This is a genomic window from Luteibacter sp. GL_149, from assembly GCF_057834065.1.
Genome location: NZ_CM174395.1, coordinates 2,754,972 through 2,778,956, shown reverse-complemented (window position 1 = coordinate 2,778,956; position 23,985 = coordinate 2,754,972). Strand labels below are relative to the sequence as shown.

The following is a 23,985-nucleotide window of genomic DNA, read 5'->3' as shown; positions in this document are numbered from 1 at the left end:
GAGCGGACAAACATTCGGATTCCCCGTGACGTGGGTTAGTCCCCACGGCCGCAGAATATCTGTTTAACGAGTTAAAAGATGACTTTCCGATAACTGCAATACGGGTAATAACTTCTGGGCCACCTTCAGAGGCTGGCCCCATGAAACGCGCGTCACGACATAGCCCCGAGCACGCCGAACTCGCACTTTTGCTAAAGGACATGCGTCTGGAAGCGGGTTTGTCGCAGGCTGAGGTTGGCGAGCGTCTGGGCGACCGGCCCCAGTCCTACGTGTCGGCCGTCGAAGTCGGGCAACGTGGCATTGACCTGATACAGGTTATGGAACTCACTACGCTCTATGGCGTGCCGTTTGTGGAGTTCGCGCGGCGGTTCCAGGAGCGACTAAGCAGCCGGGAGACACAGCGGCGGCCTCCGCGGAGGAGGCGGAGCAACCCTTAAATGGCGAAGCACACGTAGTCTGCTCGCACGGACCTGTCCAGATGGCGTGGCCATCCACCACGCGCGAGATCAACCAGGGGGAAACATGGAGTTCTTACAGCAGCACTGGGCAGTTGTGGCCGCCAATCCGTGGTTGTTTGCAACGTGGGCGACGTTGGTCGCTTCGGGCACTTGGATAGTCATCCACTTTCTCTATCAGCACCGGCTCGAACTCTATAAGCATCGCACCGAAGAGGACGCGGTGGAGATCCAGCGTCTCCATGCGCGGATAGCCGAGATGAAGGAGCGGCTATCGAAGAGCGAAATCTCCTCAGCGCAGCCATCACCGGAAGAACCCGAAAGTTTTGACTACCCGGATGCCGGGGATCATGGCATGAGCATTTTGGGACATTCACTGACAGATCTCGTTGTTGGACAGACTTACTCCATGACGGCTGTCGTGCCGACGAGGGTGGTCAGCCAGGCTATCTTCCCGGTCAGCACGGGTCGGCGGGCGGCGATACTGTCATTACGCACAGATCGAGCGATGGTCAGATCAAGCGTGTGTTGCGCGCTCGGGGTGGCGCGGCCGGTGCATCTTGGTCCATGCCGGACGATTGGCTTCCGATATCCCAGAGCGACATCGACGATGGGTGCTTCCAGATATCGACGCTTTTTACGGCCAACAGCGTGGAGATGCGCGACGGGCTTGTCTTTGTTTTGGGAGGGGGATGGTCAAGGTTTTTTGTCCCAACATTTCCATTTGATACGGTCTGGCCGATCGTTTGCGTGGCAACTTGGGAAAATCTATCCGAGGGCCACATCCGTGGATTGCGATTGTGTTTGTCGAATCCCGACGGAATTGAGACTTCCGCACAGCCTCTTGATCTTCCGGCCATTGCGGTGAACGAAAAATCGCTCACGTGGGCAACCGGTCTCGGCGTGCACCTGGATCGGGCGGGGGACTGGCGCATTAGCCTGAGATCTGGTGACTTTGTCCTTTTGGAAATGAACATTGCGGTGTCTATTGTTGCGGCTTCGTAGTATCAGCCTCACAGGGTCGGAGTGTCCTGGCAGGCTCAGCGTTCGGTGCTGAATACCCACTCATTTTGGTCGATCCATGCATCCCATCCAGGCGAACATTCTCTACCGGGTCTTCTTCATTAAGGCAGCCCAATATGGGACAGCCTTCACCATTGATGTCGAAGGATCTGAATACCTCGTCACGGCCAAGCATCTGTTCGACCAGGCTGAGAGCACTGATGCAATCCTGCTGTTCCGAAACAACCAATGGACGCCGTATGCGGTGCATGCCTTCGCTTTCTGTAGAGGCGAGGCTGACATTGCTGTGCTGCGGCTACACGAGCGATTGACCCCGCCCGACTTGCCGGTGATGCCGACTGTCGACGGGCTGGTCCTGGGCCAGGACGTGTATATCTTGGGTTTTCCGCACAAAATGCACGAAGACGTCGGGCAGCAACTCGGTGGAAATCCATGTCCCCTAATTAAGCGAGGCACCGCCTCCAGTCTTGGCGGGGGCGATCCGCAAGTTTTGTTCGTAGACACCCTGTCGAATGAGGGCTTTTCAGGAGGACCGGTGACCTTCCTCGCACCGAATACACCCAAAGGCGTGCGAATCTCCGGGGTCATCTCGGGCTTCAGAACGCACCCGGAGCCCGTTATTGGAAGCGATGGCAAACCAACTGGTGCTTACGTCGAGTTGAACACGGGGCTGCTTCGGGCTTACGGGATCAAATACGCTCTCGATCTAATCAATCGAATGCGGCCATGATGTTCGGCAGTGGCCTGCTGATGGTCAGGCTAGCGCCGTATTCAACCTCACCGGAGTGGTGATTAATGCCTTTTCGTCCCCGCAGGATGTGTTTCAGTGGCGTCCGCGATCAAGTCTCTGTAGGCATACTCGATGAGGTCTTGAACCAGTTCCAGCAGGCCGCCCCAGGGTAAGCCATCGAAGGGATCGCCGTGCGCGAGATTGTTGCGGATCCTCACTAGGGTGGTTTGGTGCAACTCTGCCGTATCGGTGCCATGTATCGTCACCAACGGAATGGATCTACCTCCATAACGGCGTATGGATGGCAGGGCGCTGGCCTCCAGCCCATCAACCTCAATCATGTGCTTCAGCAGGGGGCCAAACGTAGGCTTCCTAGTTGATTTGCCCTTCACCGATTTTCCGTATCTATCCATCATGGCCAGTTCAAGGGCGATGATCGCCGCCAGTTCTCCGGCTTTGATTGAATCGAACTCCAGCCAGCCCAATGCGTAGAGTTTTTGGCCGCGTGCGAACTTCGCCAATACCGTAGAGGGAACGGCGGGATGGAGGTCGCAACTGCTAATGAGGCTCAACCACTCGAACGGTGAAGACAGTTCGCGGATCGCCGCGGGATTACCTGGGCCAGGCCATGGAATGGTTAGGGGATTGGATGATCGGGCCGGCCAATCGGTGGCGAATGGGAAATCCATGTGAACCTCATTTTTCTGGCAGCGTCTACGTCGCCTCAGCCCTATCTCGCAAGGCAAGTTCGACGATCTCTTTGTTGGGTCCAGCAATCCAGTCTGACGTGGAGCAGGTGATGAAGCGATTGACCTCACGCGGGCTCACTCGAAGGGGGTCGGTCTGGGACGTATGACGGCCAACCAGCGCAACGTGTTGGGAGAGTGGGGCGACGACCTGGGCAGCATGACGTCGCAGGGCCGCCGGTGGAGTGTCAGCAAGACCATCCACGATCCATGTAACGCCGCGGTCGCTAGTAATAAATGGCTCGCCTTCCGGGGCAGTCAGCCTGGTCCAAGACAGCCGCGGGAAATGCCGCGCTTGGAAATACCAGGCTTGCATATGGATCATTTCCAGTTGATCGCTGCTGGCAATGACCCACCGCCATCCGAGGCGGTGGTAGGCCTTGAAGTCATCCACACCTGAAACTGTCACTTGCTCTCCGGTCGAAGGGTTTTCCAGCAGTATGCCCCGCCCTTTGTCCTTGATCACCGGGTGTGCAGCGTCGGCCCCTGTCGGCCGGCTGACTCGCATTGTCGAAAACGCCGTGACGACGACTTACTGCTACGACCCGCATGGCAACGTTGTGCAGAAAAAACAGACTCAGGGCACGGCAACCGATACGCTTGGCTACAGCTACACGCTGGCCGACCGGGTGGCGACGGAGACCCGGCCAAGTGAGGCAGTCGTTCGCTACGGTCATGACGTGCTTGGGCAGATCAACGCGGTTTGGGTGACGCCCGCGGGAGGCAGTGAGCAGGCGGTGGCCAGCACCATCACCTGGCTGCCGTTCGGGCCGGTGTCCTCATACACCCTCGGCAACGGCCAGACGGTTACAAGGACCTACGACGCCAACTATGCGGTGACCGATATCGTCTCCCTGGCCCTCGAACTGCACTTCAGCCGCGATGCGACAGGAAACATCACCGGGGTCAGCGAGGCAGGGATCGGTTCTGCGAGCTATGGCTACGACCCGCTCTACCGGCTGACCTCGATCAATGATGCGGGCGGCAACGCCATCGAGGCCTACACTTACAACCAAACCGGTGACCGCCTGAACAAGGGTGGCCCGGGACTTGCCACGGGGGCCTATAGCTATCAGTCCGGCACGCATTGGCTCGTTGGCATAGGAGCCGGCTCGCGCTCCTTCGACGCTAACGGCAACACGACCGGGAGCGCTTTTGCCGGCAACGCATGGGGTTACGGATTCAACGGGCGCAACCGGATGACGGTGGTCCAAGAGAACGGCTTGACCGTGGGGGCCTACACATATAACGCCGGCGGGCAGCGGGTTTCCAAGTCGGTAGGCGGCGCCTCGACACGGTTCGTCTATGATGAATCGAGCCAGCTGCTTGCCGAGGCATCCGGCACGTCGACTCGGGACTATGTCGGCGTCTCCGGCGTTGCGATTGGCGTTCTCGATGGCGCAGGCTTGGCGTTTGTTACGGCGGATGCTCTTGGGGCGCCGCGCGCTGTCACATCGCCATCGGGGACAGTCGTCTGGAGTTGGCCGTATGCGCAGAACCCTTTTGGCGAGACGCAGCCGACCTCCTCGACGGGATTTGTCTTGAATCTCCGCTTTCCCGGGCAGTACTTCGATGCCGAGAGCGGGCTTAACTACAACGTCAACCGCGACTATGAACCGGCGACGGGACGGTACATCCAGAGCGACCCGATTGGGCTCGCTGGCGGCACTTCGACTTACCTGTACACCAGCGGACGTCCGCTGACCAACAGCGATCCGCTTGGCAGGGATGACTCCGCCAGCATGTACAACCCTGACTTCTGGAATCCTGGCTCGCCCTTGGCTGGTCACTCGTGCGACGACGGATATTGGAACCGTTATCGCGACCGATATATTGATTGGACTGCCGATCATGTCATTAATGTGGGGCCCTACGCGGCCGGTCTGGCCGGAGGCCTCTGGCCTAAATCTCTTGCTCCGGCGACAGGGGGGCGGCCTGCACTTCTCGGATCAACCAATCCGCTGACCAGCGTACCGCGTGGTTTTGGCGTACCCGGCGCGAATGCTCCAGCGGTAAGGGCCAGTGCAGCACTAATCGGCGTTGCTACCGTCGGAATAGGCTTCTACGATGCGACTGTCATTCTGGAAGGCTTCATCTACGCGATTCCTGAGAACTCACCATGACGTTGACGTGGACCATAGTTGTTATTTCCGTTGTCGCATTGGCCGCCTTGATCATGTATTTCAGGCGGCACTCGCGAACCAAACTATTTGGGACACGGGAAGATGCCAACCTTGAGCGTCTCTGTGCAACGTCGAATACGAACGCACCGCTCGCCCTGTTCGAAGAGGTTTTTCGCACGATTGCAGAGGAACTCGGTGTCCGTCCCGGTCAACTCAGACCTTCAGATAGCCTTGCTGAGATTTTCAAGGTCGACAGCTGGCAGTTGGGCGGCGCACAGGACGCGCTCGAAGACTTGATTCGCAAAAAGACGGCAAATCGTCCGCCATCGGTCGACACTATCCAGGACTTACTCACTTGGCTGGCGAACGAGCAATCAAAGTAACTCGTGGGGAGGCAGTAGCTTTTGATAAAGCAAGTGTCCATCTCGCGGATGACGAGCGGAACGGTTAGCAAGCGGAGCGGCGCTACCGATGTCACGTGCCAGGAAAGAAACTGATGAGTTACGCAACCGACGATGCCGAGATGCAAAGCGCCTGCGAAATCCTCTGCGCGTGCCGAGGCAAGATCGCATCGGACATTCGGCAAGAGGCGTTCCGCGCGCTGCCTGACGCGCGACGCCTCGCCGACCTGGAGCGGGCGATGTCTCAGCTGCGCGACGACATCGCCGCTATGCAGGCCGGCGATCGTGCAGTGACCACGCGTGTCCGCGTGATGTACGGCATGCTGGTCCGTACGTGGTACGCACCGACGCCGGCTTGACCGGCTGCATCATCGGCGCCGCTCGGGCACTCTGGGTCTGTGGCGATTGATCCGAGGACAGGTCGTACGATGTACTACGACCTTGGGCACTATGGTGGCGAATACGGTGACGTTCGCGGACCGTATGATGTCGGTACGATCCAGTTCGACAAGTACGGTGATCCTACCGATGCCTCGCTTAACGCCGTGCTAGGGACAGTATCGGAGAGATTCGGGCACGGATACACGCCGATCCCTGTTGTCTACAGCAAGGACGCCAACTGGCAAAAAATGGTGAATTTCGCAACGTACCGGCAAACCCATATGAGCGAACACCCATACTCGCTCAATCCATTCGGGAAGACCGAAATGAATTTTTGCCACAAGTTCGCTCGTGACGTACTTGATGCCGGACTGGCGAAATGAGCCGGAAATACGTCCTATGGTCGATCCGGATTATCGTCACTGCGCTAATCGCGGCGCTCCTTCTACGTGTGTTCGACAAGTCGATGGAAGTGGACTCTCTCAAGAGCGAAATCACTCTCCAGACTGATGCAATCAACTTCCTCTTGGCGGTAAACAAACAGTCGCTGCCAGCATGCGGATTGAAGAATGCCGCGCTGGAGAAAATTGTTGCGGAAGCGCGCTACCCAACACTGGTCTGGCGTGGAGATACAACAAGCACCGGACCATTCGAGCTGGGCAGGAATGGGAACTGCGTCATCTCTATCAAGGTGATGGGGGAAATCTAGGGTGCCCGGAAGGCTGGCGAACATCGCGAACTGGACAGTAAAGCACTTCTGCCCTTTGGGTGGACTGCATCAACTGCATGGCAACAAAGCGTCCGGAATTGGCAATCAGTTATGGATATTAATCCACTTCGGTTGGTTGGCTGCCGACCCTTTCCATCCCCATTCCCGGAACATGCCCATATAGTTAGAAAGATCGAAAGTCTCTCCACGATGGGGCTCATCCAGAACACTGAATCCGTATCCGGCACGGACAATTTCATCTGCATGAGGCTCGACTTGGTCGTAATTATCGACAATCAGCATGCCCTCAACACCGCCTAGATCACGGATACGCGCTGCAGGATTTATCCTCACCCCACTTGGTAGGTCGATGACGAGACCAGTGTCAATGTGTAGCTCCAGCTCTCGGCATGCCTCGAAGAGCCAATCGATCATTCTGGTCACTTCTACATGTCCTGTATTGGAATGTGATCCAACGGTTTCACATTACGATGTCCATCGAACCAGGACCAGCATACTCTGTGGCGTCCCCTTTGGCGGCTATCGCAATTTCCGCTGAAGCTACAAACCACCCCGTATCTCGACTGCTGGCGTACCTTTTGACTATCCTGCATCTTTAAACGAGCAAGGCATTGCCAATGGATACTGTGTCAATTAAGACGTTCCACAATGCGGTGCATCTGGGCGATATCGAAACGGTCAGAACGATGCTCGCCAAAGATGCAACGCTAGCCACGTCCGTCGACGAATACGAGTTTCAACCGATCCACCTCCTCGACATGTATTTCGAAGAGGAGATCTTGAATCTCCTCCTGGCGAACGGTGCCGATATCAATGCCAGAAACGACGACGGGATAACACTCCTCCATATCGTCACCGATCCGGATGCAGTTGCAGTGATCGTGAAGAGGGGAGCCGATGTTGAGGCACGGGATGTGGGTGGCCGCACACCTCTTATCGAACAGGCAGGCAATCAAGAGGATGGAATGGATGTTGTCGTTGCCCTTCTCGCGATGGGCGCCGATCCCAACGCCAGAGACAATGACGGCGAAACCGCGCTTTCGATCGCTCGGGACACCGACAATCAGGATTTGATCGAGGCACTCACGGTGGCTGGTGCCAAGGATTGAGCATCGCTTGCAGGTTCAACAAAAAGGTCGGAGCGCATTTTTTCTGCTTGTTGGTGTGGCTCTGACCATGGCGGTTACTACTGTGCAGTCGGCATCGGTTTCTGTACCTGATAGCGCGGTGCTTAAGCAATGGATCGATGCCGGTGCTTTGGGAGTAGAGCCCGTCGCCGGAAGTGGTGTGTCGGCTCGATGCAAGGCAAGCTTTACCGACTCGATCGACGACGCTCGTCAAGGCCTGTCGCGCATTGCAATCGACTACAAACAACCATTCATCGTGCTGTGGACGGCAGGTTACGGGGCTCAATCGAGTTCGGTTGTAGTCATCGGTACCGGCAAGGATGGAAAGCGGATGATCGCCTTCGATGATGAGTCATTGTCCAGGCAGTCGATTGTGTCGGCGAGTCAACACGCAAAGCTTGATGCCTTGGTGAAGGATGTAATGCACGGCAGCCTGTCGGTACCTGTGCAAGTAGCCGACGGATCATGTGGCCTTCTTGTCGACGGAGGAGTCGCCCGGATGCTTCCACCCGGAGCGGCGATATCTCGTGGCGTCGACAGTTCGGTTGCGGACCTTGACGTTGAGATCAACAAGCTTTTGTGGCCTCCCGGTTGGAAAGCACGCGAGAAATAGTCAGAGGGGTTCAAGCTGAGCGTGCGAACCGAAGAGCGTCGCTCACTCAGACTAATCTGAAAATTCGGTCTCTTTTATCCAAACGGGTTGACGCTACGCATCATCGCCGCGATCCTCATCGCGTCGCCGCACATCGGCGATCGGGTATCGAAGCCCGGGTTGGCGCGGAAAGGTGTCGTCTCAAGCGACTCCTTTCAGCGTTGCTTATGCTTGCGCCCCCAACGTTTACGGCGGGCGTGCCGGGCGGGCTTGTCCCGACCGTACCAATCACGGCTTCGAACCTGGCACGCCCGCCACCCGCATTCCCGCGGGTGGCGGACATCCATGGAAGAGGATGCCGCATGACCAAGAAGAATGACGCCGTAGACGCGTCCGATATCGCAGTCGCCACCTCTGGCGAAGACCTCACCATTCCCTGTCCCACATGCAAAGCCCACGCATCGTTGTCGTTGCGTGACGTCGATGCGTTGCTGTCCGACCGGCTGGCTGGGCTTCGTGGCGTGACTGACTTGCTGATCGATGTCCCGTCGATCGATATCGAGCCGGGCACGGTTGCGCAGGTGGCTTATACGTTGCGCCATCTCATCGATGAAATCACTGAGTTGTATCGGGCGATGAGTGGAGGTGTGCGTGGGCATGAGTTGGCTGGGTAGGCATATGTCGTGCGTTTGATTGCGCGAGCTGGCAACGCGGACGGGTAGGGCGCGCTATTGCCGTTTTCTTTGCATGTGGAAACCGGGACGGATGAGTGGACGCTCCGGTTTCCGCTTTGTTCTTTATCCGGGCTTCTGGGCCTTCAGCCACATGTGGCGGCAGCTTTCTCGCAGTTACGCTGAACACCCGCCTTGCACGAAGAGCTGCCATGTTTCCTCATATCGCCTTGCTCGCTCTATGCCTTCCGGTGGCTGCTTTCGCGAGCGAATCCAAAAGAGAGGCCTGGCTGGTCAAGACAGACCTCTGGGGCAACACGAGCTATCAAACGTTGATGCTCGACCATGACGGAAACACCCTCACCGGCGTTTTCGATGGCGACACGTTGCTCGGCACCCGTCATGGCGACACGTTGGTCTTTACCGTTACCGACTCGGACAAGGCGACCTACAACCTCAAGGCCAGAGTTAAAGGCAATGAAATGGTTGGCGTCGCGGACGACCCGGACACCAACCATCCCGGCAAGCGAGTCAGTCACACCTTTACCGGGCGCCGGTTGCCGGAGCGGCCCAGCGGATCTGCCACGATGTACGAGTACGCACCCAAGGATTACTCCAATGAGTTCTCCGCGAGCCGCTCACCTGTGTTGACCGTCTGGCCGGGCGATGGGATTCGCACCCGGACCGTCGATTCGGGCGGAGTGGACGAGAAGGGCGTGACGCGCGCGCTCTTTGGCAATCCTCAGGTTGGCCCGTTCTATGTGATGTCCGCCGAGCCGGGCGATACCCTGGCGGTTCACATCAAGCGCCTCCGGCTCAACCGGAACTACGCCGACAGCCTCGATAGTGTCGTGGGCCGCGCGCTCGGTCAGTCGCTGGCAGGTAAAGCACAAGACCTTGGCAAACCCATCCGCTGGAAGCTGGACCTGGAAAGAGGTTTGGCCTCGCCCCTGAATCCCACGTCGGCCCTGGCTAACTACAGCGTGCCGGTGCGACCCATGTTGGGTGGGATGGCGGTGGCGCCAGGGTTTGGGTCGGCGGCGATGTCCACAGGCGATACCGGCAGGTTTGGCGGCAACATGGATTTCAATCAGGTCATCGAGGGTAATACCGTCTATCTGCCGGTCTATCAGCCGGGTGCGTTGCTGTACTTCGGAGATGCTCATGCCCTTCAGGGCGATGGCGAAACTTCCCAATACGCTCTGGAAACATCGATGGACGTCGAGATCGTGGTGGACGTTATCCACGGCAAGGCCGTGCAAATGCCACGGGTGGAGTCACCGACGCAAATCATGGTGTTGGGGCAGGCCGGTTCCATCGATGATGCGACCCGGGCCGCTACCACTGGATTGGTGCAATGGCTGGCTCAGGATTACGGCCTGACTCTATCCGAGGCCGCCCAGGTTCTGGGTAGTTCGGTGCATTACTCGGTGGCGAATCTGGCGGGTCGAAGCGTGGGTGTGGCTGCAAGCCTGGACAAAGCCTTGTTGGCAACTCTTGCAAAGCCGGTGGATCAATAACGGGGTGCTGGCACGGATGCGGTTGAGCCCGCTTATTATCTCCGTGTCTTCAATAATGCCCGCGAACGTTATTAACCTCTATCCATAAAAAAGCCGCCTCTTGATAAAGAGACGGCTTCATATCATCTGCGAATAATTCTGAAGCTATGGCGCTTGACTCCGGTTAGCCGAAGTCGCCCCCAGTACGGGAACCGAAACCACTGACATCAGTGCTGCCCTGGTATTTGGGCTCGCGCTTCCCTACTGTTGCCTGATTCTGTAACGGCCCTTCGACCTGAATTCCGAAAGGATTAATGCCGTTCATCCCATCTTCGTGCAAAACAACGTTCAGCTGTTCCATGTGTGCACTCCATTCAGTGAAAATGCCGCGGTATGGCGGCATTTTCGAACCTATCATGGTTTTGCACCGGCTGACAGTCGATTTCGGCAGACAACGGATATTAGACAGCGGACATTATCGTCCGCTATTTGCACGACTATATGCCGGCTTTGGGTTTCCGTCCCCGTTTCTTCTGATGCGGGGTTTGGAGCAATGCTTGCAAATAACCAATGCCTTCCTCTTCGGGAAAGAATGACACCACGTCTGCGACGCTCCACTGGTATTTTTCACGTAGCGCCGAAAATTCCGCCTTTTCTTTTGCTAATCGCTGCGCTTCCAGCTCTTTCTTGCTTAGTTTTTTTGTTTCAATGGGCTTTGGTTCGACGCGCGTCGGTTCAACGCGCGTCGGTGCATTGCCGTCGAGAGCACGTAGCTCTTCCTGGAATTTGCGGAAAGAATAATCGGTCGATGACGTCATGCGTTGCTCAATATGCTTCGGAACATTTGCCGTGGCGGCCCGATAGATCGGTGGGCCCGTTGGGGGAGGAACCCGCCCCTGTGAAAGGGATGATACTAGCCTGACAGGCCGGTTCCATGGGGATTGAGCCCAATTATCGCCACCATGCCGGCTTCCACGGGAGCAGGTAAACCCAAGACACGCCCGCCATCCAGACATACCCTAGACACCGGGCAGGCTAGCCTCCGTCAGCCCCACGCTGGCAGCAGCACTGTTGAAAGCCTCAGGTCCGCGCTTATCCCGCCACTCCCATCGAGACAGCACCCCATGAGCTACCGCACCGCACCGCGTAGTTCCGTCCTGGCCAATGCCATCTACGGACTTCTCAATCCCATCCCATTCGGGTTCTTCGTCGCCGCGCTGATCTTCGACATCGTTTATGCCCGCAGCGCGGAAATCATGTGGGTGAAAGGCGCCGCCTGGCTGATCGCCATCGGCCTGCTGTTTGCGGTGATCCCGCGTCTGATCAACCTGGTGCAGGTCTGGATCACCTCCCGGCGAACCGCTACGGGGGCCGACAAGCTCGACTTCTGGCTGAATCTGTTTGCCATCGTCGCGGCGATCGTCAATGCGTTCGTGCACAGCCGCGATGCCTATTCGATCGTTCCTGCGGGCGTCTGGCTTTCGGCCTGCACGGTCGTCCTTCTGTCCATTGGCCATATTGTCGTTGCCGTGAAGCGCTCCGCACCGGGAGATTTTATCCATGAATAAGACTCTCTACCGCAGCGCGCTGGCGCTGGCATGCGTGGCCATCCTGGGTGCATGCAGCGAAAAAGCATCGTTTGAACCCGCCCAGCAGTCGGGCAACAACCCGACACTGCCCAAGGCTCAGAACTTCCTGGTGCCGCCCATGCAGGTGCCGGACAAGGCTGGCTGGAAGCAAGGTCAAACACCCAAAGTGGCGGATGGACTGAAGATCGAAGCGATCGCCAGCGGCCTGATGCATCCTCGCCAGCTTTACGTTCTTCCCAACGACGACATCCTGGTGGTGGAATCCAATGGCCCCGGCACGGAACCGGTGACGACGCCCAAGCAGTTGATTGCCGGCATGGTCAAGAACAAATCGGGCAAAGGTGGCAAGGGCGGCAACCGGATCACGCTGCTGCGCAGAACGAGCGGTGCCAGCGGCGGATGGGAAAAGCACGTGTTCATCGAGAACCTGCACTCGCCCTTCGGTGTGCAACTGATCGGCGATTCTCTGTACGTTGCCAATACCGACGGCATCGTGAAGTTTCCCTACACCGCAGGGGAAACGCAGATCACGGTGCCCGGCGTGGCGTTTGCGGACCTGCCGGGCACCATCAACCACCATTGGACGAAGGCACTGCTGGCGAGTCCGGACGGCAGCAAGTTGTATGTCGGTGTCGGGTCCAACAGCAACATCACCGAGAACGGACTGGCCGTGGAATATCGGCGTGCCGATGTGCTTGAGGTCGATGTCGCCACCGGCGCCAGCCGCATCTTCGCGTCGGGCCTGCGCAATCCGACAGGGATCCAGTGGGAGCCGCAGACCGGCAAGCTCTGGGCCATCGTCAACGAACGCGACGAGATCGGCGCGGACCTGGTGCCGGATTATCTGACCTCCGTACAGGAAGGCGGTTTCTACGGATGGCCTTACAGTTATTTCGGCGAGCACGTCGACAGTCGCGTTATGCCGCAGCGGCCGGACCTGGTCAAAAAAGCAATCAAGCCGGATTACGCCCTGGGATCGCATGTGGCCCCGCTGGGGCTTCTGTTCTCCGACAACAACGCGTTACCGGACAAGTATCACGGTGGTGCGTTCATCAGCGAACACGGCAGCTGGGACCGCTCGCCACTGAGCGGTTACCGCGTCACGTTTGTCGCTTTCAAGCAGGGCCAGCCGGTGGGTATTCCCGAGCCCGTCGTCACCGGTTTTTATTCGCCCGACGAGTCGCAGCTTTACGGCGCACCGGTCGGCCTGGCGCAGGATAAGGACGGATCGCTGTTGATCGCGGACGATGTCGGCGACACCGTCTGGCGGGTGACGTCGGGGGCGCGCTGAGTGTTTGAAATTGAAATCGGAATGGGGATGGTTAAATCCACTTATGAACTCTGTCCCGCGGAATACCCATTTCGTTTCGGTAGACGAGAGGTTTGAAGTGGATATGTTACCCAATGGGTAGATGCAGACATCGCTACTCGAAAGATTCGTAATTAATTACGAATCTTTCGAGTATCGTCTTTGTAGGTGAATTCCTACACGCGAATGGCACCACACCTACATTCGTTGTCGTGAAAGCGGTCGATACTTCCCGCCACAATTTCGCCAGGGTGGGTGGGGATCATGGTAGGGATATTCGGTCGGATTGTTCGACGTTGGGGAGCATTCGTATTTGCAGTGGTGCTGGCTCAGACCTTGTCGCTAGGTATGGCCAGCGAGGCGCAATCGCGGTCTTACTACGGGCCGCCCTACAACACGAATGGGGTGGCTGGTGGCAACTACGCCACGGTTGGAGCGGCCGTGACCGCGCTTTCCAACTACTACCTTAAAGGCTGTCCGACCTGCACCATCTATGTTGATTACACCGATGGCAATGCAAATCAAACGTCGGCCGTGGCAAACGTTACATTCCAGCCCAATACCTACGGTTACAGCGTATGGGCCACGGAGTACGCCAACGATCCTACAAAGGCCGCAGGTGGATGCAATCCTCTGAATGGCGGAAACGGTGGTGGCGGTGGTTCCGGTCCTGCGGGAGGGAGCGGTGAGGGTTCCGAGGATGTAGGCATGTGTCCAGGATCGAATTTTGTCGGGGACCCAATCAACGCCTACAACGGCAACAAGTATCAGCAGGATACCGACTATCGCTCCGAAAGCTCGTTGACCTTTCGTCGTTTCTACAACAGCAAGGCGCAGCTTCTTCCGGCCAATCTTGGTGCACGCTGGCGTCACTCGTTCGACCGGTCGCTAGAGATCTATCTTCCTACGCCCGGGACGAACGCGACGACAGCATCGATCGTGCTCGATCGACCCGACGGGAGCCGGGAGACCTTTCAGCGAGCCAGTGGTAAATGGGTTTCTCCGGCGGACAGTCCCGACACGCTGGTTGAAACCGACGACAGCACGGGGAAGGCGACGGGGTACATGGTTTTCATGGGTGGCCCGAAGCAGTTCGAGACCTACTCGACCTCGGGTGCGCTGCTGTCTATCACCGATCTCTCAGGTGCCGTCACCACCTTCGCTTACAGCACGTCAACCACGCCGCCTTCCCAGGCTCCGGTGTCGGGTCTTCTGGTATCGGTCGTTGATCCGCAAGGACGATCGCTGAATCTGACCTACGACAGTAGCGCGCGATTGGCGAAGCTCACGTTGCCTGATGGCGGCACGGTCAACTATGGCTATGGTGACAATAACAATCTGACTTCCGTCACCTATCCCGATAGCAAGATTCGTCAATATATCTACAACGAACAATCTTTAACCTCGAACACCAGCCTTCCGAATGCGATGACAGGTTTGGTCGACGAAAAGGGCATTCGCTTCGAGAGTACCGGCTACAACAGCGCGAATCAGGCAATTTCGTCGACCTTTGTCGGTGGCATTGACGGCTACTCCATCAATTACGGAAGCAACACGATAACGACTCCGCTTGGGCAGACTACGGCACTCTCGTTCACCAATGTCCTGGGCGCGATAAAAGTCGGCAGCAGTTCGAAGCCCTGCGGTGTGGCTTGCAATCAGCCTTACAAGTCGAGGACCTATGATGCAAACGGCTGGCCGGCCAGTTTCACCGACTTCAACGGCAATGTGACAAGCACGACATATAACACCGCCGGTCTCGAAACCCAGCGCATCGAGGCCAAAGGGACATCGGTGCAACGCACGATCAACACGACCTGGGACAGTGTTCTTCATAACCCGCTGACGCGCACCACGCTCGATGTAAGTGGCGCTGTAGTCGCTAAGAGTGCCTGGGTCTATAACGCGCGCGGTCAGACTCTGGCAACCTGCGACATCGATCCTGCGGTGTCTGCCGCGGCGAGTTATGTGTGCGCTCCGGCAGGAAGCGTGCCCACCGGCGTACGCCGTTCGGTGATGACCTATTGCGATGCGGTGGATAGCACCCAGTGCCCACTCGTCGGTCTGGCCTTGACCTTGGATGGGCCGCGCACCGACGCTGGTGATGTTACCCATTACAGTTACTACCTGACCTCGGACGAAACCGGTTGCGGAGTCGTAGGCGGCAGCTGCCACAAAGCCGGTGATCTGTACCAGGTCACCGATGCATTGGGGCATGTGAGCACGATTCTGGCCTACGACAAAAATGGCCGCGTGATTCGCCAGCGAGATGCCAACGGGGTTATCAAGGACCGTACATATCACGCCCGGGGGTGGTTACTGACGCAGAGCGTTCGGGTTAATGCTGATGGATCGGCGTCCCTGGGGGATGCAACAACTCAATGGACTTACGACGCGGTCGGCAATCTCACGCAGAAAGCGGATGCCGACGGTGTCGTGACGCGCTATACATACGACGATGCGCATCGCCTGATCGACGTCGCCGATGGCGCGGGCAATCATGTCCGTTACACCCTGGATGCCGCAGGTCACCGGATCAAGGAGCAGACCTTCGACGTCAGCGGCGCCATACGTCGCAGTCTGACTCGTACCTTCAATACTCTCGGTCAATTGAGCGATGTTACGGACGGGTTGAACCACACGGTCTATGCGGCATCTTATGTCGACAGCTATGACGCAAACGGCAACGTGGTACATGCGGCGGATGCGTTGGGTATCCAGAAGAAGCTCGCCTACGACGCGCTCAATCGCGTGGTGGGTACCACCGACAATGCTAATGGCACGGACACGGCAACGCAGAACACGCAAAGCGTTACCAGCTATGATGCTCTGGATCGCATTCAGGGTATTAGCGACCCCGATGGACTAAACACCCTTTACGACCACGACGGATTGAGTAATCTTACGGGCATCCACAGTCCCGATACCGGCGCCGCTACGCAAACCTACGATGCGGCAGGTAACCGACTTACCCGGACGGATGCCAAGGGCATTGTCGGTACGTTTGCCTACGACGCACTTAACCGAGTGACCTCGGCAAGTTACGTGGATACGACGTTGAACGTCACCTACACCTACGACGAAGCCAACGCGACGACCGGCTGCATCGGCTCGTCTCCGGTGGGGCGCCTGACCCGGATGATCGAGAATGCGGTGACCACGGTGTATTGCTACGACGCGCGCGGCAACGTTGTCGAAAAGCGACAGACCCAAGGTAGTCAGACGGACGTTATGAGCTATGGCTACACGCTCGCGGATCGTTTGAGACTGATCGTTCGACCCAGCTTGAGTGTGACCCAGTACGGGCGAGACATCCGTGGCCACATCAGTAATGTGTCATTGACGCCGTCGGGTGGGGTGGGGCAAACGGTGGTCAGCGGCATCGCGTATCTGCCGTTCGGGCCGGTCACCAGCTACACGCTGGGTAACGGACAAACGGTCACTCGGACCTACGACGCGAACTATGCGATTACCGATGTCGTCAGTCCCGCGGTGGATCTTCATTTTGCCCGGGATGCATCCGGCAACGTAACAGCCCTGATTCAGGCGAATGGCGGAGCGGCCGTTGAAACATATAGCTACGATCCGCTGTATAGATTGACATCCATCAACGACCCTGCCGGGACAGCGATCGAGGCTTACACTTACAACAAGACAGGTGATCGGTTGAGCAAGGCCGCAGCTGGTCTGGCGACCGGAATATATGGTTACAAAAGCGGTACACACTGGCTTACTACCATTGGGAGTGCTGCTCGTACTTACGATGCCAATGGGAATACCACGAGCAACGCGGTGGGAGGCGAGGCGTTCGGATTCGGTTATAACGGACGAGGCCGATTGACCATAGTGCAGCGCGGTGGCGTTACGGTGGGCACTTATGTCTATAACGCGTTGGGGCAGCGCGTTTCGAAGGTGGCCACGCTACCGCAGGCGGTCAATCAACGCTTTGCGTACGACCAGAATAGCCGGGTGATCGGTGAATACGGCACGAACAATCGTGATTACCTCTGGCTGGACGATCTGCCAGTGGCTGTGGTCGATAACGTTGTTGGTGCCGCGACACTGAGCTACATCCATGCGGATGGGTTAGGAACGCCCCGCGCGGCCACAGATGCTAACGGTGTTACCCAGTGGCAATTGCCTTATCAGGCCAATCCCTTCGGCGACCAGCCGCCGACATCTAGCTTTGGCTATGTGCTCAATCTTCGTTTTCCTGGCCAGTACTTCGATGCTGAGAGTGGGCTGAATTACAACGTCAATCGTGACTACGAGCCGGCGACGGGGCGCTATATCCAGAGCGACCCGATTGGGCTGAAAGCGGGAGTCAGCACATATGCCTACGTTCGGAATAGTCCTTTGAGATTTAAGGACTTGGTAGGCTTGGAAGTGGATGTATGTCGGGATCCTGCGTTCAATGGAAACCTCGGCCCAATTGATCACTACTGGATCAAAACAGACACGCAGGAAGCTGGCATGGGTACAGCAGCGGCAGGCGCCAATGCGGGGAATCAATATGACTCCCCGATTTCGAGAGTGCGGACCGTCGATCATACGGGCCGAAGCACCGGGCCGAACGCAGAATGCATGCCAGTGCCGGGAGCGGATGAGGGAATTGTCAATGGACTTATCGCTCCCGGTCAGGATTTGGGCTACTTCGTGCCGCCGGTCAATTACTGTCATTCATTCGTCCAAGATGTACTTCATCAAGCTCATGGCGAAGATCCTTTTGGTCCGCAAGGCCCAGGCCTGCCGGTTCCTAGTCCATATATGAGTGATCCATTCAAATGATGACTCGAACGCTGATCATGGTCGTTGCAACAATTCTTACCGCATCGTGTTCTGGCGGCAGGTCAGATCGCGAAGCATTGGATGAGGAGCCCGGCTTTGAATGCCGACCCGCAGTGAACGTTGTCTACGCCCCATGGGGGCCTAATGGATTATCGAAATCATGCCGAGGAGTCGAAGGGAAAACGAAGGGGAGCTTCTTCGCATCCGAGCGTGGCCGCGTGATATTCCGAGCACTTTATGCCGCGGATGGAAAGGTCGCATGGGAATGGCTCAATGATCACGGGGATGTGGTCAAACGTGATCATGGCGATTCACTACCAACAAGTAAAAATAACAATGCAGGACAGTGATCACGCGATTACACGTTCGCATAACAAGAAAAGACGGACGTGCATCGGCGCTGTGTCGGCTTACTGAAGAGTGACCAAGGAAATTCGTGGCGGAAGGATGGTCCACTAGCGTGGGTTCGCCGGGGCGTGACAACAAGTCGTGCCATGTAGCAAGCTGAATGGCGCTACCGATGACACGTGCTAGGAGGAAGCTTGATGAGCTATGCCACTGATGATGCTGAGAGATCGAGCGCGTGCGAAATCCTCCACGCATGCCGAGGCAAGATCGCCTCGGACCTCCGGGAAGAGGCGTCGCGCGGTCTTCCTGACGCGCAACGCCTCGCTGACCTGGAGCTGGTGATGTCCCAGTTGCGCGACGACATCGTCGCTGTCCGGGCCGGCGATCGCACGGTGACCACGCGAGTCCGCGTGATGTACGGCGCGCTGGTCCGTGCATGGTACGCGCCGCACCCCGCTTGACCGGATGCGTCATCGTCGCGTTACGTTTGCCGCATCCCTGCATCACGATGCACTACCTCCGCATCCTCGTTTCACCCATGCTGCACCATCCGTGCATCACTCCGTGGCCCGCTGGGCCACGTGATCGTGCCTGACCTTCCTGGCGTGTGCGGAGCGGTTTTTTAGGGGTGGTTTTGGCCGGCGTTGGCCCCTTAACCCTTAAGCCGATCCGCCATACACCATACGCACCTAGTCAGGTGCCGCAAGTCCATGGCGCCGCTGAGTAATTGCAGAAATGATGCACGTGGTGATGTTTACACGGCAACTACATGATGCCTCGCCGGGCCTTATCTGACGCCGTTAGGGTGTAAACCTTCGCACTACAGCGCGTGCGCGAACATGCGCAACCGTCTGCGACTTGATGCGTCGATGTGCGAACGGCAGTCCGGCCGCGTATCGACGCGTTGCCTCGCGCTCCGGCGCACAGGGGAAGACGGCAAGATGTGTAATGTTGGCCATGAAGCGGCCCCCATCACAGGCCTTACTCGCGCTGCGCACTCGACGGAACGCAGGCGATGTCCCTCTACCGTTAGCTGGAGCTTCAGCGGATGCGGCGATCGGAAGCAATCCGGTGGGATGGGTTGCTGGAGCAGCCATAGCGGGATATATGGGTGGTTCACTCATCAACGATGCGTACAACCAGGAATTCAGCGACGCGATTTGGAGTGCAACTCACAATGGAGCCCCTGATCTGCCCACTGGTTTGGTCGGCGACAATCCAGAATCCAGTACTGGAAAGCGCACAAACACTGACCTTCCAAGTGATGCATTTCCTGATACATGGAATGACTTGACCGGTGGCGAGTCGGTCGACGTTGGTGGCCAGCAAGTCTGCCCGAATGGAATTCGTGCACGGCGTGGGAAGCCAGGCGAGGGCCCTCGCATTGATATTCCGGGCAACGGGCAAAAGCCTCCTGAAACCATTCATTTTCCAGAGGGAACAGCATGGCCATGGTGACCAAACTGGCGTTTGTACCCGCGAAGGGGTCTCTGCACAAACTTATCGATAAGGAACCTCTGTCGCTCATGCGGGTCGGCGACAAATCCAACTCGTCGTGGCACCTTCAGACCTCCCGTGGCGAACGATTTATTGCGTCCGTCGACTATCAGGACGTTGCTTTTAAGTTCGAATGCTTCGGAATTTTCTTCCGGGAAGACAACGAGATGGCTAGTCCACCAAGACGTGACCCAGATGCGATCACGATGTACTCCATCGAGTTCTTGTTTCGCGCCGAATGGGAAGAGCTGAGCACATCCGTCGTGCCGTCTCGTCATCGCAGGATCGCAAAAAGAGTTGCTGGACCGCTAGAACGAATCAGTGCCGCTGCGTCGTCAGCTTGCGTATCACTTATAGGAATCACTTGGGCAAGTGAGCCTGACGCTGCGATAAGGCACGCCCTCATCGTTGATGTTGACGGCGATAACCCTACTGCGCTGACGTACTCTGAGGACCATGGGTCGATAGAATCCCTCATGGCACATTGCAACGTCGTTAATGCTATTTCCGTCGACGCTTGGGAAGGCCTCATAAGTACATGGACATCCGACGTCAGCGGCAACGCCGGATCGGCTCTATAGCAGCTCTCGTGCAGACAGCTAGGGACGCCCGGCAGGGCCACTGATGCTTGATCTTGGCATCACGCATCAGTGGATCAAAACCGATACCGAGGAGGCCGGAATGGGGCCGGCAGGTGGCGGAGTCCCGGGTCAGGGCGAGCCGCCGGATGCACCTTTTACCAACGTAGGCACCATCGACCATACAGGGCAGTCGAACCAGCCCGGTGCGTATTCGATTCCTTTGCCCGATGATATGGATGAGTCTTGCGTAAATGAAATGATTAGCCCTGGTCGAGACCTCGGTAAATTTATACCGGGAGTGAACGACTGCCATACGTTTGTACAACAAGTGATCTCCCACTGCAGGTTGCACAAGCCATTACGCCTAATGCCAACTCTCTGAGTCCAAAACGATGAAACTCACGGTCCTTGCCCTCTTCGTATCCATCAGCGCGTTGCTGTTCTTTGGAGCTTGGCTGATTCAGACGATCTGGCTGACTAGTTTTCAGCATGAAATGCCTGGGTCTTTCAATTCAATGATGCTGTTTCTATGCGTGGCCATAGCACTCTCGCTTGCGATCGCTATTCGATCAATATGGAAGTTATTTACGCGAAAAAAAATCATCTGAACGACTGCGAAATTGCGGAGTCGCGTCTTGTATTACCACATGATTCTGGAGAGTCAGAGGCACCGACGGACGCTAAGCGCGCGCTGCGCGTCCGCCCAGCGCCGGGCGATGGTTCGCCGTTGGCGCACCAGCCGGTGGCGTGCCATCCGTCGTGGCAAGTTCGCGGTGTCGTGCCATCCTCGCCGGGTTCGGCGGGGTAAAAAGAAAGTCAAAGCACGCACTCTGGACTGCCCAGGGGATCGTATGCGAAGCATGGACCGGACGGAAAACCCGTTCCAGTCGGTTCTGCGGCTGAAGACGAGTACAATTCTGACCGCTTTTCAAAGACGGATATGGATAACAGCAAAGTTGCCAATGGCCTCTTTCCTGGGTGGAAATCCTATCTTTCTACCCCAGGTGGAACGTATCAGCAGTACGACCCGGCAACGGGAACAACCAGTGCAATGAAAAGATAAGAGGCAGTCTATGGATGCGAACTTCCAAGTTTTTGCATTGCTGATATTGGTAGGGGCCGCTTCATTCCCCATCTGTGCAATGAGTGAGGATTATGAGTTGGACTATCAATCTTCTCAGGCCGTCTTCCGTGCTGTCGAAGCCTGCAAATCCGACGGGTGTGATCTCAATGCCTACCGCTTCTCTGTTAGGCGGGACACGCTGGGGACCGAAGTAACGTTAATCGGAAAGCAGTTATCCGCCGAGGAGCTCTTCGCGGGCGATGAAGAGCATGTTACCGAGCGACATTACCTCATCGACCTTACTGGACGGAAACTGATACGGAAGTGGTACGGTAGGTAAGCGTGGTTTCGATACCTCAGGGACGGAGGTGGTTAAACGCACTTGTTACCTCCATCCCGGTTTCCGTGTTGAGGGCTATACCCACCCGCTTTGTTCGGTTAGGATTTCTCCGCGGAGCAAGCCGCAACCGGGTCCGCGGGTAGGGTTGAACCCACTTGCCATTCAACGTACCTAAAACCTTTATGCAGCCGGTGTTGCGGACCGTCGGCGATCCATGCATTGAGGTTTCCAATGAGCTCACTTCCCGAGCAGTCCCATCTCGACCATCTTCGTAGGCAAGCCAAAGATCTGCTGCGCCTTTGCCGCGCGGGCGATACGGCGGCACTCGAGCGTTTCCGCACGTGGTTACCCGCCGCGCACGGCCGGAGCAACGCAGAGCTCGGCGCGATGCAGCTGCGTTTGCACGACGCGCAGTCGTGTATTGCACGCGAATACGGTTTCCCCAGCTGGCACGAGCTGAAACACTACGTCGAGTGGCAACGTGTTCGCATGAGCGATCGCGTCGCAAAAATACAGTACTGGTTACGGCTGGTTTATGCGGGCGATGTCACCGGCAGCACCTTCGGCGCACGGACGAAGTTGGCTGTACGTATTCTTGCGGAACAACCCGATCTGGTGCATGGCGATGCATATCTGGCATGCGCCGTCGGCGACGAGGCGTCGATCCGTGGCGCTATCGCCACGGATCCTTCGTGGGTGAATCGTGCTGGCGGCCCACTGAACATGCCGCCACTCGTGGCAGTGACTCACTCCGCTCTGGTGCGTGTCGACGGTTTCGGTGAGGGTCTCAGGCGCTGCGCGCGCGTGCTACTCGAGGCCGGGGCGAATCCGAACCAGTCCATCGGCAATCGGTGGCCGCCACATTCGCTGAGCGACCCTGGCGAAGAGCGACTCAGCGCGCTGTACGGGGCGGCAGGTCAGATGAGAGACACCGGGCTGACGCGGATTTTACTCGCTGCGGGTGCGGACCCGAACGACGGCGAATCGCTCTACCACTCGGTCGAGAACCCGGAGTGCACGCGTTTGCTTCTGGAGAACGGTGCTCACACAGCGGGCACCAATGCGCTCGGCAATGCGATTGCGCATGCAAGCGTTCATTCCTTACATCTGCTTCTACAGCATGGGGCGGACCCCAACGAGTTAACGGGGCAGGGCACTACGCCGCTGATTGGAGCCATTCGTGCTCGTTGTCCGGTCGCACTGGTGAAGGCCCTTCTTGATGCGGGAGCGGATGCGCATGCACGAACTCCGGACGGGCAGGGGACCTATACGTTCGCACTGTCTCTGGGTCTGACCGAAATCGCAGAGTTGCTCATGGACGCCGGTGTAGCGGAAGAGCTATCGGACGAAGATGCCTTCGTTGCCGCATGTGCCCGCTGCGACGAAGTAGAAGCCCGCAGCTGGCTTGCGCGCATTCCGGACATGTTCGACAGGCTCGGGCCCTTCCGACTCAGGCAGCTTCCGGAGCTTGCGATGAGCGAGTGCGACTCAGCCGTACGGCTTATGGTGAACCTCGGTTGGCCCGTGGCGACCAGGGGTGGCGACGAACCCTTCCGCGGCTCCGCTATTAACTGGGCTGTCTTTCGCGGCAACGTCTCAATGACGGAATGTCTGCTCGAACACGGCGCGAGCTGGACCGAAGCGCACGGCTACGGCAGTGATGTGGCGGGCACGCTGTCCTGGGCCTCATGCAACCAGCCCCCTGGCTACGGTGACTGGCTCGGTTGTGCCCGCGCGCTCGTTGCGCATGGCATGCCTCGGGCTGTGTGGCCGCCGGGCGCAGACCCGAATGAAGTGCCACGCTGGGTGGCGATCGACGGACGTCAGATGGAGTTTTCGGAAGAAGTCACGGCGTTTCTTCTCGAACCGTCGGCGTGAACGGGAAGTCTTGGTAGCGACGGAAACGGGGACGGAGGTGGTTATATGTCCACTTATTACTTCCGTCCCGGTTTCCCCCCTCCATGGTGCGGCTCAAACCTGCATGTCGCTAAC

24 protein-coding genes are annotated in these 23,985 nt (G+C 57.5%); 19 read left to right on the top strand and 5 right to left on the bottom strand.

The genetic code is table 11. From position 1 onward, the window contains the following. Nucleotides 1–140 precede the first annotated feature (140 nt). From AC3IR3_RS12270 to AC3IR3_RS12260, 3 genes are all read left to right on the top strand, one after another. Nucleotides 141–437, top strand: coding sequence for a helix-turn-helix domain-containing protein (locus tag AC3IR3_RS12270; RefSeq protein WP_489192467.1), 297 nt, complete (start codon nt 141–143; stop codon nt 435–437). A gap of 585 nt (nt 438–1,022) precedes the next feature. Continuing rightward, the gene (locus AC3IR3_RS12265; protein WP_489192465.1) at nt 1,023–1,460 is read left to right on the top strand and encodes a hypothetical protein; all 438 of its coding nucleotides are present in this window, start codon (nt 1,023–1,025) and stop codon (nt 1,458–1,460) included. Between the two features lie 76 nt (nt 1,461–1,536). Next, the gene (locus tag AC3IR3_RS12260; RefSeq protein WP_489192464.1) at nt 1,537–2,208 is read left to right on the top strand and encodes a S1 family peptidase; all 672 of its coding nucleotides are present in this window, start codon (nt 1,537–1,539) and stop codon (nt 2,206–2,208) included. 62 nt (nt 2,209–2,270) lie between these two features. Here the strand turns inward: AC3IR3_RS12260 and AC3IR3_RS12255 are convergent, their stop codons facing one another. Both AC3IR3_RS12255 and AC3IR3_RS12250 read right to left on the bottom strand, forming a co-directional pair. After that, a complete protein-coding gene (locus AC3IR3_RS12255) occupies nt 2,271–2,897 on the bottom strand; it encodes a hypothetical protein (protein ID WP_489192463.1) in 627 nt (208 codons plus the stop codon). A 25-nt stretch (nt 2,898–2,922) separates the two neighbouring features. After that, nucleotides 2,923–3,420 carry a DUF4238 domain-containing protein gene (locus tag AC3IR3_RS12250; RefSeq protein ID WP_489192461.1) on the bottom strand — a complete coding sequence of 166 codons (498 nt, stop codon included), beginning with the start codon at nt 3,418–3,420 and terminating at the stop codon, nt 2,923–2,925. Between the two features lie 55 nt (nt 3,421–3,475). On the opposite strand from AC3IR3_RS12250, the gene AC3IR3_RS12245 reads away from it, so the two are divergent. The 5 genes from AC3IR3_RS12245 to AC3IR3_RS12225 all read left to right on the top strand — a co-directional run bounded on the left by AC3IR3_RS12245 (nt 3,476) and on the right by AC3IR3_RS12225 (nt 6,568). After that, nucleotides 3,476–5,077, top strand: a complete 1,602-nt coding sequence (locus AC3IR3_RS12245; protein ID WP_489192460.1) for an RHS repeat-associated core domain-containing protein — start codon at nt 3,476–3,478, stop codon at nt 5,075–5,077. After that, nucleotides 5,074–5,460 carry a hypothetical protein gene (locus AC3IR3_RS12240; protein ID WP_489192458.1) on the top strand — a complete coding sequence of 129 codons (387 nt, stop codon included), beginning with the start codon at nt 5,074–5,076 and terminating at the stop codon, nt 5,458–5,460. Before AC3IR3_RS12245 ends, AC3IR3_RS12240 begins: the two co-directional genes overlap by 4 nt. Before the next feature lie 113 nt (nt 5,461–5,573). After that, nucleotides 5,574–5,837: a hypothetical protein gene (locus AC3IR3_RS12235; protein WP_489192456.1), complete on the top strand. Its 264-nt coding sequence runs from the start codon at nt 5,574–5,576 to the stop codon at nt 5,835–5,837. A 69-nt stretch (nt 5,838–5,906) separates the two neighbouring features. After that, nucleotides 5,907–6,242 carry a hypothetical protein gene (locus tag AC3IR3_RS12230; protein WP_489192455.1) on the top strand — a complete coding sequence of 112 codons (336 nt, stop codon included), beginning with the start codon at nt 5,907–5,909 and terminating at the stop codon, nt 6,240–6,242. Further along, entirely contained in the window at nt 6,239–6,568 is a 330-nt protein-coding gene (locus tag AC3IR3_RS12225) for a hypothetical protein (RefSeq protein WP_489192453.1), read from the top strand. The genes AC3IR3_RS12230 and AC3IR3_RS12225 overlap by 4 nt, the downstream gene beginning before the upstream one ends. Before the next feature lie 105 nt (nt 6,569–6,673). On the opposite strand, the gene AC3IR3_RS12220 is transcribed toward AC3IR3_RS12225, so the two are convergent. After that, nucleotides 6,674–7,003, bottom strand: a complete 330-nt coding sequence (locus AC3IR3_RS12220) for a hypothetical protein (protein ID WP_489192451.1) — start codon at nt 7,001–7,003, stop codon at nt 6,674–6,676. A 203-nt stretch (nt 7,004–7,206) separates the two neighbouring features. Here AC3IR3_RS12220 and AC3IR3_RS12215 point away from each other — a divergent pair, with 203 nt between their 5' ends. The 4 genes from AC3IR3_RS12215 (at nt 7,207) to AC3IR3_RS12200 (ending at nt 10,499) form a co-directional block, all read left to right on the top strand. Next, a complete protein-coding gene (locus tag AC3IR3_RS12215) occupies nt 7,207–7,698 on the top strand; it encodes an ankyrin repeat domain-containing protein (RefSeq protein ID WP_489192449.1) in 492 nt (163 codons plus the stop codon). Between the two features lie 7 nt (nt 7,699–7,705). Next, a complete protein-coding gene (locus AC3IR3_RS12210) occupies nt 7,706–8,329 on the top strand; it encodes a hypothetical protein (RefSeq protein ID WP_489192448.1) in 624 nt (207 codons plus the stop codon). A gap of 341 nt (nt 8,330–8,670) precedes the next feature. Beyond that, nucleotides 8,671–8,982 carry a hypothetical protein gene (locus AC3IR3_RS12205; RefSeq protein ID WP_489192446.1) on the top strand — a complete coding sequence of 104 codons (312 nt, stop codon included), beginning with the start codon at nt 8,671–8,673 and terminating at the stop codon, nt 8,980–8,982. A 209-nt stretch (nt 8,983–9,191) separates the two neighbouring features. Beyond that, complete coding sequence (locus tag AC3IR3_RS12200) at nt 9,192–10,499, top strand: acetamidase/formamidase family protein (protein WP_489192444.1); 1,308 nt, start codon at nt 9,192–9,194, stop codon at nt 10,497–10,499. A 163-nt stretch (nt 10,500–10,662) separates the two neighbouring features. Here the strand turns inward: AC3IR3_RS12200 and AC3IR3_RS12195 are convergent, their stop codons facing one another. Then, entirely contained in the window at nt 10,663–10,839 is a 177-nt protein-coding gene (locus AC3IR3_RS12195) for a hypothetical protein (protein WP_489192442.1), read from the bottom strand. Nucleotides 10,840–10,975: 136 nt separating this feature from the next. Further along, nucleotides 10,976–11,296, bottom strand: coding sequence for a 2-hydroxyacyl-CoA dehydratase (locus AC3IR3_RS12190; RefSeq protein WP_489192441.1), 321 nt, complete (start codon nt 11,294–11,296; stop codon nt 10,976–10,978). Between the two features lie 306 nt (nt 11,297–11,602). Here AC3IR3_RS12190 and AC3IR3_RS12185 point away from each other — a divergent pair, with 306 nt between their 5' ends. The 7 genes from AC3IR3_RS12185 (at nt 11,603) to AC3IR3_RS12155 (ending at nt 23,871) form a co-directional block, all read left to right on the top strand. Further along, a complete protein-coding gene (locus AC3IR3_RS12185) occupies nt 11,603–12,046 on the top strand; it encodes a DUF2231 domain-containing protein (protein WP_489192439.1) in 444 nt (147 codons plus the stop codon). Next, nucleotides 12,039–13,358, top strand: coding sequence for a PQQ-dependent sugar dehydrogenase (locus AC3IR3_RS12180; protein ID WP_489192437.1), 1,320 nt, complete (start codon nt 12,039–12,041; stop codon nt 13,356–13,358). The genes AC3IR3_RS12185 and AC3IR3_RS12180 overlap by 8 nt, the downstream gene beginning before the upstream one ends. Before the next feature lie 459 nt (nt 13,359–13,817). After that, on the top strand, nt 13,818–18,164 hold the full coding sequence (locus AC3IR3_RS12175; protein ID WP_489192435.1) for an RHS repeat-associated core domain-containing protein: 4,347 nt from the start codon (nt 13,818–13,820) through the stop codon (nt 18,162–18,164). A gap of 545 nt (nt 18,165–18,709) precedes the next feature. Further along, nucleotides 18,710–18,973, top strand: coding sequence for a hypothetical protein (locus tag AC3IR3_RS12170; protein ID WP_489192433.1), 264 nt, complete (start codon nt 18,710–18,712; stop codon nt 18,971–18,973). 990 nt (nt 18,974–19,963) lie between these two features. Further along, nucleotides 19,964–20,590 carry a hypothetical protein gene (locus tag AC3IR3_RS12165; RefSeq protein ID WP_489192431.1) on the top strand — a complete coding sequence of 209 codons (627 nt, stop codon included), beginning with the start codon at nt 19,964–19,966 and terminating at the stop codon, nt 20,588–20,590. A gap of 1,073 nt (nt 20,591–21,663) precedes the next feature. Then, the gene (locus AC3IR3_RS12160) at nt 21,664–21,993 is read left to right on the top strand and encodes a hypothetical protein (protein ID WP_489192429.1); all 330 of its coding nucleotides are present in this window, start codon (nt 21,664–21,666) and stop codon (nt 21,991–21,993) included. A 231-nt stretch (nt 21,994–22,224) separates the two neighbouring features. Continuing rightward, a complete protein-coding gene (locus AC3IR3_RS12155) occupies nt 22,225–23,871 on the top strand; it encodes an ankyrin repeat domain-containing protein (RefSeq protein WP_489192427.1) in 1,647 nt (548 codons plus the stop codon). Nucleotides 23,872–23,985 lie beyond the last annotated feature (114 nt).

Coding starts and splice junctions, on each gene's coding strand:
- AC3IR3_RS12220 (WP_489192451.1), bottom strand. CDS start 7,003: ATGATCGATTGGCTCTTCGAGGCATGCCGAGAGCTGGAGCTACACATT.
- AC3IR3_RS12185 (WP_489192439.1), top strand. CDS start 11,603: ATGAGCTACCGCACCGCACCGCGTAGTTCCGTCCTGGCCAATGCCATC.
- AC3IR3_RS12255 (WP_489192463.1), bottom strand. CDS start 2,897: ATGGATTTCCCATTCGCCACCGATTGGCCGGCCCGATCATCCAATCCC.
- AC3IR3_RS12240 (WP_489192458.1), top strand. CDS start 5,074: ATGACGTTGACGTGGACCATAGTTGTTATTTCCGTTGTCGCATTGGCC.
- AC3IR3_RS12235 (WP_489192456.1), top strand. CDS start 5,574: ATGAGTTACGCAACCGACGATGCCGAGATGCAAAGCGCCTGCGAAATC.
- AC3IR3_RS12190 (WP_489192441.1), bottom strand. CDS start 11,296: ATGACGTCATCGACCGATTATTCTTTCCGCAAATTCCAGGAAGAGCTA.
- AC3IR3_RS12230 (WP_489192455.1), top strand. CDS start 5,907: ATGTACTACGACCTTGGGCACTATGGTGGCGAATACGGTGACGTTCGC.
- AC3IR3_RS12205 (WP_489192446.1), top strand. CDS start 8,671: ATGACCAAGAAGAATGACGCCGTAGACGCGTCCGATATCGCAGTCGCC.
- AC3IR3_RS12195 (WP_489192442.1), bottom strand. CDS start 10,839: ATGGAACAGCTGAACGTTGTTTTGCACGAAGATGGGATGAACGGCATT.
- AC3IR3_RS12155 (WP_489192427.1), top strand. CDS start 22,225: ATGAGCTCACTTCCCGAGCAGTCCCATCTCGACCATCTTCGTAGGCAA.
- AC3IR3_RS12215 (WP_489192449.1), top strand. CDS start 7,207: ATGGATACTGTGTCAATTAAGACGTTCCACAATGCGGTGCATCTGGGC.
- AC3IR3_RS12270 (WP_489192467.1), top strand. CDS start 141: ATGAAACGCGCGTCACGACATAGCCCCGAGCACGCCGAACTCGCACTT.
- AC3IR3_RS12165 (WP_489192431.1), top strand. CDS start 19,964: ATGGTGACCAAACTGGCGTTTGTACCCGCGAAGGGGTCTCTGCACAAA.
- AC3IR3_RS12180 (WP_489192437.1), top strand. CDS start 12,039: ATGAATAAGACTCTCTACCGCAGCGCGCTGGCGCTGGCATGCGTGGCC.
- AC3IR3_RS12225 (WP_489192453.1), top strand. CDS start 6,239: ATGAGCCGGAAATACGTCCTATGGTCGATCCGGATTATCGTCACTGCG.
- AC3IR3_RS12170 (WP_489192433.1), top strand. CDS start 18,710: ATGAGCTATGCCACTGATGATGCTGAGAGATCGAGCGCGTGCGAAATC.
- AC3IR3_RS12260 (WP_489192464.1), top strand. CDS start 1,537: ATGCATCCCATCCAGGCGAACATTCTCTACCGGGTCTTCTTCATTAAG.
- AC3IR3_RS12265 (WP_489192465.1), top strand. CDS start 1,023: ATGCCGGACGATTGGCTTCCGATATCCCAGAGCGACATCGACGATGGG.
- AC3IR3_RS12160 (WP_489192429.1), top strand. CDS start 21,664: ATGGATGCGAACTTCCAAGTTTTTGCATTGCTGATATTGGTAGGGGCC.
- AC3IR3_RS12200 (WP_489192444.1), top strand. CDS start 9,192: ATGTTTCCTCATATCGCCTTGCTCGCTCTATGCCTTCCGGTGGCTGCT.